The organism is Psychrosphaera ytuae (genome assembly GCF_017638545.1).
Taxonomy (GTDB): domain Bacteria; phylum Pseudomonadota; class Gammaproteobacteria; order Enterobacterales; family Alteromonadaceae; genus Psychrosphaera; species Psychrosphaera ytuae.
In genome coordinates, this window is sequence record NZ_CP072110.1 from 268,147 (window position 1) to 284,792 (window position 16,646).

The 16,646-nt window shown below is 40.8% G+C and carries 11 protein-coding genes; 5 read left to right on the top strand and 6 right to left on the bottom strand.

Features of this window, described 5'->3' with window-relative positions; genetic code table 11:
• The first annotated feature begins 17 nt into the window (after positions 1–17).
• From J1N51_RS01260 to J1N51_RS01270, 3 genes are all read left to right on the top strand, one after another.
• Positions 18–1,598 (top strand): amidase, encoded by a 1,581-nt coding sequence (locus tag J1N51_RS01260; protein WP_208832200.1) that lies wholly within the window; start codon positions 18–20, stop codon positions 1,596–1,598.
• Between the two features lie 429 nt (positions 1,599–2,027).
• A complete protein-coding gene (locus J1N51_RS01265; protein ID WP_208832201.1) occupies positions 2,028–4,244 on the top strand; it encodes a TonB-dependent receptor in 2,217 nt (738 codons plus the stop codon).
• A gap of 202 nt (positions 4,245–4,446) precedes the next feature.
• On the top strand, positions 4,447–5,421 hold the full coding sequence (locus J1N51_RS01270; protein WP_208832202.1) for a sensor domain-containing diguanylate cyclase: 975 nt from the start codon (positions 4,447–4,449) through the stop codon (positions 5,419–5,421).
• A gap of 50 nt (positions 5,422–5,471) precedes the next feature.
• Here J1N51_RS01270 and J1N51_RS01275 read toward each other — a convergent pair whose 3' ends face one another.
• A complete protein-coding gene (locus tag J1N51_RS01275) occupies positions 5,472–7,019 on the bottom strand; it encodes a DUF3369 domain-containing protein (protein WP_208832203.1) in 1,548 nt (515 codons plus the stop codon).
• 60 nt (positions 7,020–7,079) lie between these two features.
• Between J1N51_RS01275 and J1N51_RS01280 the strand changes: the two genes are divergently transcribed.
• The gene (locus J1N51_RS01280) at positions 7,080–8,264 is read left to right on the top strand and encodes a sensor histidine kinase (protein WP_208832204.1); all 1,185 of its coding nucleotides are present in this window, start codon (positions 7,080–7,082) and stop codon (positions 8,262–8,264) included.
• Between the two features lie 114 nt (positions 8,265–8,378).
• A complete protein-coding gene (gene chrA, locus J1N51_RS01285; RefSeq protein ID WP_208832205.1) occupies positions 8,379–9,557 on the top strand; it encodes a chromate efflux transporter in 1,179 nt (392 codons plus the stop codon).
• 52 nt (positions 9,558–9,609) lie between these two features.
• Here chrA and J1N51_RS01290 read toward each other — a convergent pair whose 3' ends face one another.
• From J1N51_RS01290 to mfd, 5 genes are read right to left on the bottom strand one after another with little or no spacing between them, the layout of a single operon-like run.
• Complete coding sequence (locus J1N51_RS01290; RefSeq protein WP_208832206.1) at positions 9,610–10,026, bottom strand: hypothetical protein; 417 nt, start codon at positions 10,024–10,026, stop codon at positions 9,610–9,612.
• 24 nt (positions 10,027–10,050) lie between these two features.
• Positions 10,051–10,830 (bottom strand): deoxyribose-phosphate aldolase, encoded by a 780-nt coding sequence (gene deoC, locus J1N51_RS01295; RefSeq protein WP_208832207.1) that lies wholly within the window; start codon positions 10,828–10,830, stop codon positions 10,051–10,053.
• Between the two features lie 2 nt (positions 10,831–10,832).
• Complete coding sequence (locus J1N51_RS01300) at positions 10,833–11,642, bottom strand: purine-nucleoside phosphorylase (RefSeq protein ID WP_208832208.1); 810 nt, start codon at positions 11,640–11,642, stop codon at positions 10,833–10,835.
• Between the two features lie 13 nt (positions 11,643–11,655).
• On the bottom strand, positions 11,656–13,083 hold the full coding sequence (locus J1N51_RS01305) for a CsiV family protein (protein WP_208832209.1): 1,428 nt from the start codon (positions 13,081–13,083) through the stop codon (positions 11,656–11,658).
• Positions 13,084–13,142: 59 nt separating this feature from the next.
• The gene (gene mfd, locus J1N51_RS01310) at positions 13,143–16,634 is read right to left on the bottom strand and encodes a transcription-repair coupling factor (protein ID WP_208833278.1); all 3,492 of its coding nucleotides are present in this window, start codon (positions 16,632–16,634) and stop codon (positions 13,143–13,145) included.
• Positions 16,635–16,646: the final 12 nt, after the last annotated feature.

Consider the following 16,646-nt stretch of genomic DNA (forward strand, 5'->3'; position numbering starts at 1 on the left):
AAATCCACGGTCTCGGTATGTCGCTCTTAAAAATAAAATCTAATTATCGCTTTTCGTCTTTGGCCACATTGGCATTGGTTTTGGGTTTTAATAGCTTTGCTATTCAAGCCAAAAAATGGACGGATCAAGAACTCGAACAATTCACATCTACTCAATCGATCGCTGAAATACAAGACGCCTACCTTAAAGGTGAGCTGAGCGTATCTAGATTGACTCAATTTTATTTAGATAAGATTAAACGAGAAGATCACAAATACAATTCTGTAATAGCGTTAAATCCAAACGTTTTAACTGTAGCGGAGAACCAAGATAAGGCATTGGCACAATACAATAAACAGAATATCCCTGCTTTGTTTGGCGTGCCAATTCTTCTCAAAGATAACATTGAGAGTTTTGAGCTTCCTACAACGGCGGGGTCACTTGCGTTAATAAATAACAACACAAAACGCGATGCAACCCTCACCGCAAATTTACGAAAAAATGGCGCCTTGATTCTTGGCAAAACCAATCTTAGCGAATGGGCTAACTTTCGTTCAGAACGTTCATCGAGTGGTTGGTCTGCAGTAGGTGGCCAAACGAAAAACCCACATGATGTCAGTAGAACTCCTTGTGGCTCGAGCTCTGGTTCGGGGGCTGCGGTTGCTGCAAATTTGGCAATAGCGGCAATAGGTACAGAAACAAATGGTTCAATAACTTGTCCAGCTGCAGTTAATGGCGTTGTAGGGGTTAAGCCAACGGTTGGGTTGGTGAGCCGTTTTGGTGTTGTGCCCATCTCGCCCTCACAAGATACAGCGGGACCTATGACCAAAAACGTTGCAGACGCCAAACGTATATTGTTTGCAATGCAAGGCATGGACACCAAAGATATAGAAACGACACAAAGTGGGCTAAAGAAAGTATCAAAAGTAGCTGCGCCTGTTCCACTAGAGGGTTTGCGATTAGGCGTTGTTTATTCTTCTGCCGAACAACACGAACAAGTGGCGGATATCATGAAACAAGCCCAACTATTGTTAAAGCAACATGGAGTAGAGTTAGTTATCGATTTGAAATTTGAGAGTTACGATGGTTTTTGGGCCGATTCCTACACGCAACTACTTCGCGAGTTTAAAACCTCAATAAATCACTACTTTTCTTCTTTACCAAGCGATATACCTAATGAATTAAATAGCTTAACTCTTGAGGGGTTAATCGAATTCAACCAACAAAATGCTGAACGGGAAATGCCATTTTTTCAGCAAGAAATATTCGTTAAGTCTCAGGCAACAGAAGGGATGAACACGCAAAGATACAAAAACCTGAAATCTAAGTTAAAGCGGGTTACCGGTAAAGAAAATATTGATGCCTTGTTGAAAAAGCACAAGCTTGACGCTTTGATTGCAGTAACTAGAGGCCCTGCATGGAAGATTGATAAAATAAACGGTGATCATAGCAATGGTGGTGTGTCGAGCTTTTCAGCTATTTCAGGATACCCGCATATAACAATACCAATGGCTAAACTACATAGCTTACCTATAGGCATTTCTGTGATGACAGGTTTTGCTGATGATGAAAAAGCTCTCAACATTGCGGCATCTTTAGAAACTGTTTTACAAAAATAGAAATAGATAGGCTCACTATGTAAATAGTAGTGAGCTTGTTTTTTTTTAAAGTAGGGGAACTTTTTCAAAATATTATTCTTAGTCGAAAATTAGTGTATTCATGTTTTTTAACAATAAGTTACACGTTTGTGTTTGTTTCGTTCTGTTTCTAAATGTTACATTTTTATTATTTTTTGTTGTGATATTTCTCGAACTGATGCTAGAATGTCGTTCCAACCGTACAGTAGCAAGGTTTCGAAAGCTACTCGTCTGTATTTCTCAAAAAGCATAGATTTTTTACCTACCACCTTAATTGGATGGTATTTTTTTGTGCGCGCGATTTATACCTTCGAGAGTAATTCAAACCGCTAGCTGGTTCTTGGTTGGGCGTTCCAAACGAGCAACTAAGGTTTATGTTTTAGCAATTATTGTCTCTACTAAGGAACAAAAATGAATTTAAATAATGGTTCGAGCGCACGTGTGCGAACTTTAAACCCTGTAGCAGCAGCTATGGCGTTTGCATTAACGACATCGGCATTTGTGGCACCTTCTTACGCGGAAGAAACTGAAGCGAAAAAAGAAGAGTCAAAAATGGAAGCGATCACAGTTACTGCAACTAAGCGCTCCCAAGTTATTTATGAAGTGCCAATCGCAATGAGTGCTTTTAGCGGCGACGCATTGGCAGAGCAAGGCATTACTGGCATTACAGATGTTGGTAAATTTGTTCCTAACCTAAACATCACTGGCTTTTCAGCAGGCCACACTTCATCAGCAAACCCATTCATTCGTGGTATCGGTCTACAAGACCACCTAATCACAACCGATCCTGGCGTAAGTATTTACGTTGACGGAGTATATTTAGGTCGTCAAGTTGGTCAAAACTGGAATCTAAACAACATTGACCGAATTGAAGTGTTACGTGGTCCTCAAGGTACTTTGTACGGCCGTAACTCAATCGGTGGTGCAATCAATATTATCACTAAGCAACCAAATGCTCGTCCAGAAACAAAAGTGACGGCGGAAGTAGGGACTCGTGGTCGCTTAAAGGGTGATGTTTTTGTTAACCGTGAAATTTCAGAAGACGTAGCATTTAACTTCAACGCTGGTTACAACCGTCGTGATGGTTTAGGTGAGTTTATCAACCTTCCTGAAGCGAAATGGGATGTGGGTGAGAGTGAAGAATACTATGGTCGTTTTTCACTTAAAGTTAATGCAAGTGATGACTTGAGCTTTGTTGTTACTGCTGATGCAAACAATGGTGAAGGTGGTTTACGTCCTTACACAGTGAAGATTGACGAAGTTCCAAACGGTGCATATTACACAGGCATGCGTTTTGGTTCTCCAACACCGTCAGGTCCTTTGCGTAATTCAGATGTTGCTGCAGACCCATATGATAATGCGACTGGCACAATTGAAGTGACGGAAGTAACAAACAAAGCAAGTGGTTTGTCTTTCACAGCTGATTACAACATTAACGCTGATTTAGGCGCAAAATTCATCATTAGTAACCGTACGTCGGAATACAAAGCTGGCTTGGATGATGATGGTACTATTTACGATATGGACCAATACCCAGAACGTGGTGAAGCAGACCAAACGTCAGTTGAATTACAATTAAATGGTTTTATTGGTGAAGTAGATTTTGTATCAGGTTTATACTGGTTTAGTGAAGAAGGTAAAAACCGCCAAGGTGAAGACTCGAGCTTCAACGGCGGACCAAACACTCTACAACTTGATCAAGAAACAACAAGCCGCGCTATTTTCGTTAACCTAGGTTATGACCTTACTGACGAACTTCGCGTTTCTGGTGGCCTTCGTCACACAACTGATGAAAAAGAAGCGACAGCGTTTGTTGGTCAATCTTCAGGTCCAGCATTTGCTTCTGATAAATGGGATCAAGTATCTTTCGATTTATCAGCAAACTACACTATGGACAACGGTTTGAATGTATATACGAGCATTCAAAGTGGTTACCAAGGTGGTCAGTTCCCAGCACGTCCATACTGTTTGTTCGGTAACCCAGAGTGTTTTGTTGCTTCTGACAACATCACAGCGGTTAACTACGAAGTGGGCTTAAAAGGTCAGGTAACAAGTGACTTCAACATGAGTGTTGCATTCTTCAACACTGAGTATGAAGATTTACCATACCAAGTAAACACAGTAACTGACTCAGGTTTCGATACTAAGAACCTTATCGTTGAACAAACGTCTCGTGGTATCGAATGGGAAAGCACATGGTTGGTTACAGATAATCTAACCCTTCACACAAGTGCTGGATATATTGACGTAGACGTAGAAGAGCAAAACGGTGTTAAACCTGTTGCACCATTAACTCCAGAATTAACAGCGTCAATCAGCCCGTCTTATGAGTTCGAACTAGAAAATGGCGCGTTAATCAATACTCGAGTAGACTTCTCTTACCGTGATGACATGTATGGCGAGCCTAGCTCAGACCCTGCACGAATGACAGTGGTAGAAGCACGTACTCTAGTAAACCTAGATGTGTCATACTCACCGGCTAATGCTGATTGGACTGTGTCTTTCTACGGTCGAAATATCACAGATGAACGTTATGACGATGCACGTCTTAACACAGGTGACTACTTGTTAGTTATTAAGAGCAACGACGCTAGCGAGTTTGGTGTACGTTACTCAGCTTCATTCTAATGTAGAATGTTGTAGTAAATCGATAAAGCGCCTTAGGGCGCTTTTTTTATTTATAACTTAAGGCTTACCAATCGAACTCTATCAAAATAAGTAAATTCGGTTTTATAACATTCTCTTCATGCTGGTCTATATTTAGTTTATTAGTCGACCTTTTTACTAAATTAGGTACTTGTATCGTCACGATGTTAGGAGTTGTGAAAAGATGATAGAACCCAGATTACCAGCTGATGAAAAAGCGCGCCTAGAGGCCCTTCATGCATTACAGATATTGGATAGCTCGCCCGAAGAGCGGTTCGATCGTCTCACTAGAATGGCAAAGCGCATGTTTGGCGTGCCGATTTCTTTAGTTAGTTTGGTCGATGCAGATCGGCAATGGTTCAAGTCTAAACAGGGTTTGGATGCCAGCGAAACTCCTCGCAATATTTCTTTTTGTGGTCACGCTATCTTGGGGGACGATATCTTTGATATACCCAATGCACTAAATGATAAGCGATTCCACGATAATCCATTGGTAACTGAAGCGCCACACATTCGCTTTTATGCTGGTTGTCCGGTTCGTTCAGCCAGTGGCTATAAGCTCGGAACAATATGTTTAATAGATGATCAGCCAAGAGAATTGACGGATGAAGATCGATTACTATTAAAGGATTTAGCGATGATGGTTGAACAAGAAATAATGTCGGTTCAATTAGCGACCCTAGACGAGCTGACTGCACTTAACAACCGTCGAGGCTTTATGTCACTAGCCGGTCATTTGTTCGCGAATTGTGTTAGAAACGAACAGGCAGTGAGTTTATTGTTTTTTGATCTCAATAAGTTTAAACCTATAAACGACAAATATGGCCATTCAGAAGGGGATCGGGCCTTAGGTGTCTTTGCAGATATTTTAAGAAATTCGTTCAGACAATCCGATGTAGTGTCGCGCTTGGGTGGAGATGAATTTGTGGCCTTTTTATCAGATGCCAACCTTCGTGAGGCTAAATCGGCATTAAAGCGGGTTGAACAGCAAGTTTCAGATTACAACAAATTAAATGTATCTGAATGGAAGCTAGAATTTAGTGTAGGACATGTATCGGCTATGCCGCAACCCGGTGACAGCGTAGAGCAGCTTTTAGAAAAAGCCGATAAGGAAATGTATCGAAACAAAAAGAGCCGCGATAAATACAACCATCATTAATAAGCAATAACTCAAATAAACGATAAATGTTTAATAAATATGGGGAGGCGCTAGCCATCCCCATATTTATTAAAGATTTCTGTGAACTGGTCTTTCAATGCGAAATAAGTTTTAACAATTTGAGGGTCAAACTTTTTCCCTTCTTCTTCTTGTATGAAATCCTCTACCTTTTCTAGAGTCCAGGCTTCCTTGTAACATCGTTTGGTCATCAAAGCATCGTATACATCTGCCAAGGCAACGATCCGTCCAAAAATATGTATTTCATTGCCCTTTTTACCATTGGGATAACCACTACCATCCCAATTTTCATGGTGTTCTGCGGCAATAATGGCACCTGCCTTCATTATAGGTAACTCAGAACGCATTAAGACATCATTACCAATTTTTGCATGGGTTTTCATGACTTCCCACTTTTCGCCCTCTAATTTACCAGGATGATTAAGTACTGAATCTGGGATACCTATTTTGCCTACATCATGCAATGGTGCAGCTAAAAACAATTCTTCAATGTCTCGAGAGGGCAAGCCTAAATGCTCTGCAATTAGACGAGAATACATTGCAACGCGTCTTACGTGATTTCCGGTCTCTTTAGAGCGAGTTTCGGCTACCTCACAAATAGAATAAACGATTTCTTCTTGGGTTTTACGCAGTTGGTCATTGAGGCGGAGGTTTTCTATTGCGATAGCAATGTTACGACAGAATACCTCTAATATATTTGGGTCGAAGGAAAGAATATCTGTTTTACCTTCTAGATATAAAATTAGCTCTTTTTGACCATGAGTTGAGACGTAAAAAGCGTCATCAGGATTTATAACCATTTTATCTCTTGGGTATTCACCCTCGGCAAAGTGACGACTGAGTTTTTCTGTTATGCGTTCGTCCGCATCTTTTACTACGCCGTGATCAATACAGGCAACGAGCTCAATTTGTGTGTGCTTTTTTTCAGCAAAGACTGTGGTGGTTTCAGCAATGACAACTTCCGCATCTATATGCATCATAGCCGCCATTTGTTGTAGGGTGCCTTTCGCAAAGGTTTTAAAACTTTGGATTTGTAAGAGGGAAGCTGTAGCGTCAATGATTTGCTCCAGCCCCATACGAGTACGATTAATCGCGGTAATGTCTCGATAAGACCTTAATGCCGAATAGATGACGGTATTGAGCTTTTGGTTAGTGAGTTCAGTTTTTTCTTTGTAGTCGTTGATGTCGTATTTTTTAATAACGTCGTACTCTGGTGCTTGACCAGGTTGTCCGGTTCGCAAAATAATTCTCACATGGTGATTATCCAGTTTTGTTCTAATCACATCGACCAAATCTAGCCCAGCACTTTCACTTTCCATCACGACATCAAGTAAAGTAACCGCAATATCTGGTTCACGTTTTAAAACTTGTTCTGCCTCTTTTGCTGAGTAAGCGTGTAAAAAGGTTAGTGGCTTTTCAGCAAAGGTGAAGCCACTGAGCGCTAATTCGGTAACATTGTGAATAGACTCTTCATCATCAACTATTAATATTTTCCAGCCAGTCTCTTCAATTTGCTTCTCTACAAATTCTTCAGTGATTTCTTCCATTGAAAAAAGCGGAGATTCATCGTTTAACGTCATTAGTAATACCTAAAAATTATTCTATGTTTAAAGGTAGTATTAGTTATTTAAAGTAACAAGATGGAAAATAGGTACAGAGTAAACAGCATATTGGCCGGGAACCTAACCTTAGTTGTCATCATTGCGGCGACGATTGGTTTTTTCGTTGTGAACGAAGGTCAGGGGTCTGAAGGCTTTGAAATATCACTGACTACTAAGGCGCTGAGCTTGATGGTCATCCTTACCTTTCAGATGCTGTTCTTAATCATTTCGATCAGTTGGATCAAACTTAATTCAGATGAAGAGCTAAAGCGTATCCTATCAGATATAGAGAGTAAGGATGATATTGCCGAGCGTCCTCGAATTCAAATTGATGAGAATTACAGTAAAGAAAATAAAGAGCTGATATCAGCATTTAACAGAAACTTAGACAATTATTGTTATACATTTCAACAAACTAATATGGCACTTCAGGCTGTTCGAAAGGAGCTTAACTTTATAAAAGAAAAACAAGAAGACATTATTGAAACAGAGAAAATGGCTTCATTGGGCCGTCTCGTGGCTGGAGTTGCCCATGAAATCAATACGCCGCTTGGGATAGCCGTTACCGGAATGACGCATTTAAAAACCCAAAAAGTTAAAACAGACGGTCTCTTAGAGAGTGGTAAAATAACCGCCAATGATTTAAAGAGTTTTTTAAAAGAGGCTGAAAAATCAATCGATTTGGTTTTAAACCAAGTTTATATTGCCGCGGACCTCATCAAAAACTTTAAGCAAGTCGCTGTTGACCAGTCTGCACCGGTGACCCGCGAAATAGAACTGTCTGAATATATCGAAAAAGTATTATCAACTTTGCGTCCTATTTTTAAAAAAACGCCATTTAAATTAGTACCTGAAGAACTAGAAGTCCAACATGTCCTTACGTGTCCTGGTGCGTTATCACAAGTTATTACTATATTGATTCAAAATGCGTTGCATCACGCATTTGAAGGCCGTTCGGTGGGCTTTGTGTATGTGTTATACAAAGTGGAGGACAATAAAGTTCTCATAACCATCAGAGACGATGGAGTTGGTGTACCTATTAGTCAACGTAAAAAAATCTTTGAACCATTTTTTACGACAAAAAGAGGGCATGGTGGCAGTGGTTTGGGCTTGAGCTTAGCCTATAATATTTGTAAAGAAGTATTGAAAGGAAAGTTGTATTTTCTATCCAATGACTTGGGTGGATCGGATTTTGTAATTGAAATTCCGGTTGAGAGAGACTGATATCCTCAGGTTGCAGTTCTTTTTAAGTTAAAACTACACATTTATTAATACAAATATTGTAGTTACACCAAGTGTCTTTTATTCTATGTTTTTGTAATTGTTTCATTGATTAAGATGACAAAAACACTCCAAATATTTTGGCAATTTTTATTATTGGGTTGTATCAGCTTTGGCGGCCCAGCAGCACATATTGGCTATTTCAAGGTCAAGTTTGTCGACGACCAAAAGTGGTTAACGGATAAAGAATATGCCGACCTTGTCGCACTAAGTCACTTTTTACCCGGACCTGGATCAAGCCAAGTCGGCTTTGCGATCGGTCACCATCGCGATGGTTTGAGAGGGGCGATTGCTGCGTTTCTTGGCTTTACGTTACCTTCTTTTCTTCTCATTGTATTAATCTCGCTATTTGCGTTTACTAATTTTGAAGCAGACAGTCTATGGCAGGGAGTAGTCCATGGCTTAAAGTTATTAGCGGTGGTGGTAGTAGCTGATGCGTTATTAGGAATGGCTAAATCATTTTGTAAGACACGGCTAACTTCTTGTATTGCGCTTCTTACTGCTGCACTTCTTGTTTTACATCCCAGTATTTTATTACAAATGCTATTGATTGGAGTTGCTGCTTTATTAGGAGCATTGTTATTAAAGCCTGAGCAAGACGTTAACACTTTGACGACCAATCAGAATACAAAGCTAACCTTATTTGCAGAGCTAAATTGGACAGCGCTTTGTTTGTTCTTGATTTTGTTTATTGGGTTACCGCTATTTGCAGTGCAAAATTCCTGGATTAGTTTGGCATCTGATTTTTATTACGCTGGAAGTTTGGTGTTTGGCGGTGGGCATGTTGTATTACCACTTTTACAAGAGCTTGTGGCGGACAAATTAACCTCAGAGCAATTTATACTTGGTTATGCCAGTGCGCAAGCAATGCCAGGGCCGATGTTTTCGCTGGCGGCGTTTTTAGGGGCAGAATTGCTTCCTATTTCACCTTGGTTAGCAGCGATTTGTGCGACGATTTTTATCTTTTTACCGGGCTTTTTACTGCTGCTAGGCGTAAGATCTGCCTGGTCAAAATTAATGACCGTGCCCAAGCTACAAGGCGCTTCGGCCGGTATAAACGCGTGTGTTGTTGGTTTATTGTTAACTGCATTTATCAATCCTGTGTTAACCGAGGCGATAACTTCTTCAGTAGATATTGCGCTGGCGCTTTTAGGGTTTGCAGCGTTAAGAATACTAAAAGCCTCGGTCATATACGTGGTAATATTCTTTACAGCATCTGGCTTATTGTTTTTATAATTAAAAACGTTAACGGAGGGACTTTGGTGTGCTGAATGAGGTTAATAACTTTTTATAATGAATTAAGCTGTAAGTCTTTGCTTAAATAATTACAAATGTGTTTAGACATAGCTTGAAGATTAGACTCGACTATAGAGCCGTCATCCATCATTTCTTTTAAATCTTGGTTGGCAATTGCAGCAATGCATTTAAATTGAAGCGTATCTAAATCACAACTTACAATGCCAGTAAAGCCACCACCCGTAGCAGTATTCCATCCTGCGCTCAACTGCTTTGACTGTTGTAAATATTGATTTTCTGGGTAAAGCTCAATATAAAATGATGGAATGGCGCTTTCGTCTGCAAACCAATTTGCACCAAGTGCCTGAAAGTTTATCCAGGCATTAACTCGCTCTAGCATTGCAGCTGTCTTGTGATCTTTCAGATCAAACAGTCCTTTAACGTCAACGATTATAGGTAAGTCTTCCATTTCTAGTCGCTCCAATAACCCATGTTAATATGTCGAAGTACCAGTTTCGGATGCCGTTTGTTTACCATTTAAACAATCAACTAAATTGCCCAATAAACTACTCGCGCCAAAACGGAAGTGAGCAGGGTTAATCCAGTCTTTACCAAGTTTATCCTCTGCCAGTTTTAAATAAGACTTTGCTTCGTTGGCTGTTCGAATACCACCTGCAGCTTTAAATCCAACGTTTGGATTATTAGTATTAATTGCCGCTAACATGATATCCGCAGCTTCCAATGTGGCGTTGACAGGTACCTTACCGGTTGAGGTTTTGATGAAATCAACACCACAGTCTATTGCAAACTCGCTTGCCGCTTTGATAAATGAATCATCTAGCATTTCACCAGATTCAATAATTACTTTTAACAAGGTTTTATCACCGCAAGCCGCTTTACTCTTTGTTAAAACCTGCTCACAGTGCTCTAAGTCACCTTTCATGAAGGCACGATAAGGCAATACAACGTCGACTTCGTCGGCACCATCTGCTACTGCTTTATTGGTTTCTTTGATGATTGTAGTTAGGCTTTCTTCCCCAGATGGAAAATTGGTAACTGTTGCCACTTTAACATCCGTTAAACCAAGTTTATCAAGTGTTCCCCGAGCCAATGCAACAAATTTAGGGTAAACACAGACAGCTGCGACGTGACCGTAGTCAGTGTTAGCCGCTGTACACAAATCGATTATAGTTTGCTCTGTGTCGTCTAAGTTTAATGACGTTAAATCTATAAGTTGTAACGCTTGTTGTGCATAGGCTTGAAGTTCTGACATGATTAACCCGCTAATAAATCAGTTAAAAGGGTAGTTAAACGCTGAGCCGCTAATTGACCTTGCTCTAGTGTTTCGTCGTGAGAAAGGTTAGTCGCGGACAAGCCGGCTGCTAAATTCGTGATGGTCGAAATAGCACACACTTTTAATCCACAGTGACGGGCTACAATTGCCTCAGGAACAGTAGACATACCTACCGCGTCGGCTCCAAGGGTTCTTTGAGCGCGGATTTCTGCAGGCGTTTCAAATGTTGGACCTGATACCCAGATGTACGTACCACGATAAAGTGTTAAGCCAGACTTTAATGCGGCTTTTTCTACCTTTTCACCAATCTCACGATCGTAAGTTTGGGTTAAATCTAAGAAACGTGGGCCAATTTCATCGTCATTAGGGCCAATGAGTGGATTAAACCCAGAAAAGTTAATGTGGTCAGTAATCAACATAATACTACCAGGACCCATATCTTCATTTAATGAGCCTGCGGCGTTAGTCAAAATTACTGACTTACAACCTAACGCTTTGAAGCTTCTTACTGGAATGGCGATCTTCTCAAAAGAGTGGCCTTCGTAGTAGTGAAAACGACCTTGCATACAGATCACGTTTTTGCCACCTAACGTACCCGCTACCAAGCGACCCGTGTGGCCGGCTACGGTGCTTTGTGGGAACTCTGGAATATCCGCATAAGGAATGCTGATTGGGTCGACAATTTGATCTGCAAGATCGGCGAGACCACTACCCAGTACGATGGCTGTTTCTGGTTTAAAATCATTTAGTTGTTGTTTTATATAGCTTGCGCTAATTTCAAAATCTTTCATATACAATATCCCGTTAATGTCGATATTTTCTTATTTGGAAAAGCACACCAAACTTAGGATGATCTAGATAGTGTAGATCACCTGAATACGTTCGTCTTAGTTGCTTGAATGGGAAATTTTGTAGGTATTCTACTTCCAATAAAGACGCTGGATTCGATGAATCATTTTGGTCGTCTTTAAATTCGTTAAACTCGGAGACTTGATTATCTTTTTGTGCTGCGCTTATTAATACGCTTTGACCGTTTGAGGTCAAGACGTTTGTGGCTGATGTGGCCTGATTTTCTGTTTGGTTGCCGATTAATTGTTCGATATCTAATGGTTTTTTAGCAACTTCTCTAAAATTAAAGTCTGCGTCTAAAAATAGATAGTGGTCCAATATTACCTTAATAGTTCCGTCTAATTGCCATACGTCATTAGGAAAATATTGTTCGTTAGGCATTTTCAGGGTTTGAGTTTTTGGGTCGATAATTGCCCCAGCTTCGAGTTGACTTAACAGACGATGAATCGCTTCTTGATTTGATGCTCTAAGTAAACTTTTCGGGTCAGTGTCGTTGTTAGCGAAGGTGTTATTAGGATCTTGTTGTTGATCTGACAGGTTTAATTGTGTTGCAAGTAGGTCGGTATCTAACTTGGCAGAACCATCGTAATTAAATTGCTCAGTGAAGTTTTTACCTGCCCGTAAATACATTTTAATCGCGTTATTGGGTGACAAGCCTGGCTGTCTCCAACCCATATGCAATAGTACTCGTGTACTCCAATTTTTATCAAGTCTGTCCGCTTGTTCTTTTAATTCTAGGTTTTGCTCTGATAACAAATACACGCCACGGTAATCGTCGAAATCTCTACCCGTCGGCCGTTTTGGAAAGTACTCAAAAGGCACAAACGTATATAGCTGCTGGCTCGAAGGTAAAAATTGCGGAGCAGTCATTAATTGCCAAAAAAAGCTTAATTTTTCACTGGGTAATAGACACAGGTTAGGGCTGATCTGCCACTGCTCGCTAATTAATCTTTGGTATTGGTTATAACGTTGATAAAACTCGGCGTGATCATCCGTTTGATTGTCTATTGGTACAGCGAGTGGGTCGCTATCTGAGTGACAGTTAGGCAAGTTGTAGAGTAAAGGTGCAATATCAGGCTTTAACAGATCAGCTTGCACATCCCAGCCGTAACGCGGTTTTTTATTGGTTATGGTCTGTTCGAAGCGCTCTCTGGTTGCTGACTCTCTTGTCCGCTCAAAAATAATTATTTCTACATCAAACCACCGACCATCAGCTGATTTAATACCCTCGATCAACTCTTCAGTCGGGATGCGCTGATCTTGAACTTTATCGTCGCTTGTTAACGCACTACTTAGGTTGGCACTTGCATGGGTACTGTAATACGCCATCAACAAGGTTGAGGCTAAAACGAGCTGCTTTGTTAACGACTTTTTTACACCCATTACTGCACTTGTCCTTTTATTTGATTAAACACCAGTTTACGTTAGTCATAAGACTTGATCTACGTTTTTTGTTTGTGTTCAAAATCCCTTAGCATGGCATTGACGTATTTAATCCTATCTTCAGAGTCTTTGTTGTCGACTATGAACTTTAAGGTTTGACCACCTTCTAGTTTGTACACCGATGGGTGCTGTTGAATTAGACTTATCAAAAAGACAGGATCTACCTTAGTGTCTTCAGCAAATTCAATTTTTCCGCCTTTCGGGCCAGCTTCAATTTTGGTGATTCCAATAGCTTGAGCTCGTTGTCTAAATTCACTGACGGTAAACAAGTTTTTGGTCGCATCAGGTAACAATCCGAACCTATCAATCAATTCAACTTTGATATCGTCTAGCTGATCTGTATCAGTGCAGGTCGCTATCCGTTTGTATAAGCTAAGTCGCATATTAACATCTGGAATGTAACTGTCAGGTAAAAGCGCTGGTAGCCTAAGTTCAATTTCTGTTTGTTTATTGGTTAGTGCATCTAGGCTGAGTTCTTTGCCTTGTTTTAACGCCTCAACTGCTTGCTCTAACATATCCATATATAAGGTAAAGCCGATAGTTTGGATCTGACCTGTTTGATCATCACCTAATAACTCTCCGGCACCGCGTATTTCTAAGTCATGCGTCGCAAGGGCAAAACCTGCGCCTAGGTCTTCAAGTGAACCAATCGCTTCTAGGCGCTTTTGCGCATCTTTGGTCATAGCTCTAGGCGGTGGCGTTAATAAATACGCATATGCTTGGTGGTGAGAGCGGCCAACCCGTCCGCGAAGTTGATGAAGTTGGGCGAGCCCTAGTTTATCCGCTCGCTCCATGATGATGGTGTTGGCGGTCGGGACATCTATTCCCGTCTCAATAATGGTGGTACACACTAAGACGTTGTAACGCTGGTGATAAAAATCACCCATTACACGTTCAAGTTCTTTCTCTCTCATTTGACCGTGTGCAACTATGACGCGACAATCTGGCATTAGCTGCTCTATATCACGAGCACGTTGTTCAATGGTTTCGACGTTGTTATGTAAAAAATAAACTTGGCCACCGCGATTGGTCTCACGCATGATGGCTTCTTTGATTAGTTCATCACTGTAGTTTTTTACAAAGGTCTTGATCGCCAATCTCTTTGCAGGAGGCGTTGCAATAATTGATAAATCCCGCATACCAGACATTGCCATGTTTAGCGTACGAGGAATAGGCGTTGCCGTCAGTGTTAAAATATCGACATTAGCCCTTAGCTTTTTGATCGCTTCTTTTTGCTTAACACCAAACCTATGTTCTTCATCAATGATCAACAAGCCTAAATCTTTAAATTTTATGTTTTCTTGGATTAACTTGTGGGTACCGACAATGATATCAATTTGGCCATCCTCGAGTTGCTCGAGTACCTTTGTTTGTTGCTTGCCAGTTTTAAAACGTGAGAGCACATCGACTTTGACAGGCCAATCCGCAAAACGGTCTGTAAAGTTTTCATAATGTTGTTGGGCAAGCAGGGTAGTAGGAACCAATACAGCTACTTGTTTGCCATCGTTTACTGCTATATACGCAGCACGCATTGCTACTTCTGTTTTACCAAAACCAACGTCACCACAAACCAATCTGTCCATTGCTCTAGGTGACTTCATGTCATTAACGACAGAATTTATAGCCGCTTGTTGATCCTCTGTTTCTTCAAAAGGGAAGGACGCAGAGAATTGACGCCAACCATCACGCTCAAGGCTATATTGATAACCAGGTTTTGCTTCACGTTGGGCATATATGTCGAGTAGTTCAGCTGCTACATCACGGATTTTTTCTGCGGCTTTTTTACGGGCTTTTTCCCAAGCGTCTGAACCTAATTTATTGATAGGGGCTGATTCAGATTCTCCGCCAGTGTATCGAGTCAGAAGGTGAAGGTTACCAACGGGTACGTACAATTTTGCTTCGTTAGCGTATTCAATAGTGACAAACTCACTTACTAACCCACCTGCGTCGATAGTCTCTAATCCTTTATAACGACCGACACCGTGTTCGATATGTACGATGGCTTGTCCCACTTTTAATTCAGCCAGGTTTTTGACAATTGCATCGCTTGAGATGGACTTATCTCTTTTGTTACGACGTCGTTGAGTAACCCTGCCACCAAGCAGCTGCGTTTCTGTCAAAAACGAAAAGGGTACAGTCGAACCATTGAGTTCAGTTAATAGGCTAAAACTATTCTCTAAGCTGGTGATCACAATACCAACATCACTGTCAGAACTTACGAACTCTTCAATGTTTGAATGTTTAGTGGGTTTTATTTGCGCTTGTTTTAATAGCTCTAATAATGTTTCTCTTCGTCCCGCTGACTCGACATTAAACAAAATCCGACCTTGGTCACTTTTTATTTGCACAAGGTGGTCTAGTACTTTGGTAAAAGGCTGCTTGAGTTGTGAGTCGATGTTAATGTCATCGATAATACTTGTGTTTGCATTGTACTTACCCGCACCTTTTGCAACACCTGGCTGCAACAAAATTTGAGGCCACTGATTGAGCTGAGCAAACAATTGGTCAATCGCCAAGAATAACTTTGAAGGTGGCAACAATGGACGCAAAGGGTCGACATTTAAGTTTTCGTGACGTTTTTGAGTTTCCCTTAAAAATAACTCTGCCTGCGCTTGTATTTCCCCATCGAGAACAAGGTGGCAATTAGTTGGAAAGTAGTCGAATAGTGAATCTGTGTGTTCGAAAAATAGCGGTAAAAAATATTCAATACCGGCAGGAAAACTACCTTCAGATACTTGCTTGTAAAGGCTATCTTTTTCGTTACGTACCGTAAAATGGTCGCGATACCCTTGTCTAAACTGCTCAATACCGTCTTTATCTAGCGGAAATTCGTGAGCAGGTAACAGGTTAATAGCGTCGACTTTATCTTTACTTCTTTGTGATTCGGTATCAAACACTCGAATACTGTCGATTTCATCATCGAAAAAATCTATTCGGTAGGGCAGTTCACTACCCATTGGATAAAGATCAAGAATCGAACCCCGCACAGAATACTCACCGTGTTCAATTACTTGTTCAACGTTGCGATAGCCATTTTCTTGTAATTGCAAAGCCAGCGCTTGAATGTCTTTTTGATCACCTGGTTTAAAGACAAAGCTGTTACCCAAAATGTAAGATTTCGGTGCAATAAAGTGCATCAAGGTGTTTACCGGTACGATTACCACACCCTTTTTCATTTGTGGGAGTTTGTATAGCGTTAACAAACGCTGAGAAATTATATCCTGATGTGGAGAAAAACTATCGTATGGAAGGATTTCCCAATCTGGGAAGGTAAAAACAGGGTGAGTTTTTATATCTAGGATACTTGTGAGTTCGGTTTCGAGCCTGTGAGCTGCTGGCGTGTTTTCCGTGACCACAATCGTTACGTGATCGGAATGACACGCCGCTTCCGCAATTGCGAGGGACTTACTACTGCCGGCCAATCTAGCCCAAGTTATTTTATCAGCTTTTTTTACATCGCCCGTTTTAGGCTTAGGTAGTGGTAAATTCAGTAATTGCGGAAG

What these genes read in the sequence shown, in the direction of transcription:
- J1N51_RS01260 (WP_208832200.1), top strand. Translation starts at nt 18, where the DNA reads ATGTCGCTCTTAAAAATAAAATCTAATTATCGCTTTTCGTCTTTGGCC.
- J1N51_RS01265 (WP_208832201.1), top strand. Translation starts at nt 2,028, where the DNA reads ATGAATTTAAATAATGGTTCGAGCGCACGTGTGCGAACTTTAAACCCT.
- J1N51_RS01270 (WP_208832202.1), top strand. Translation starts at nt 4,447, where the DNA reads ATGATAGAACCCAGATTACCAGCTGATGAAAAAGCGCGCCTAGAGGCC.
- J1N51_RS01275 (WP_208832203.1), bottom strand. Translation starts at nt 7,019, where the DNA reads ATGACGTTAAACGATGAATCTCCGCTTTTTTCAATGGAAGAAATCACT.
- J1N51_RS01280 (WP_208832204.1), top strand. Translation starts at nt 7,080, where the DNA reads ATGGAAAATAGGTACAGAGTAAACAGCATATTGGCCGGGAACCTAACC.
- chrA (WP_208832205.1), top strand. Translation starts at nt 8,379, where the DNA reads ATGACAAAAACACTCCAAATATTTTGGCAATTTTTATTATTGGGTTGT.
- J1N51_RS01290 (WP_208832206.1), bottom strand. Translation starts at nt 10,026, where the DNA reads ATGGAAGACTTACCTATAATCGTTGACGTTAAAGGACTGTTTGATCTG.
- deoC (WP_208832207.1), bottom strand. Translation starts at nt 10,830, where the DNA reads ATGTCAGAACTTCAAGCCTATGCACAACAAGCGTTACAACTTATAGAT.
- J1N51_RS01300 (WP_208832208.1), bottom strand. Translation starts at nt 11,642, where the DNA reads ATGAAAGATTTTGAAATTAGCGCAAGCTATATAAAACAACAACTAAAT.
- J1N51_RS01305 (WP_208832209.1), bottom strand. Translation starts at nt 13,083, where the DNA reads ATGGGTGTAAAAAAGTCGTTAACAAAGCAGCTCGTTTTAGCCTCAACC.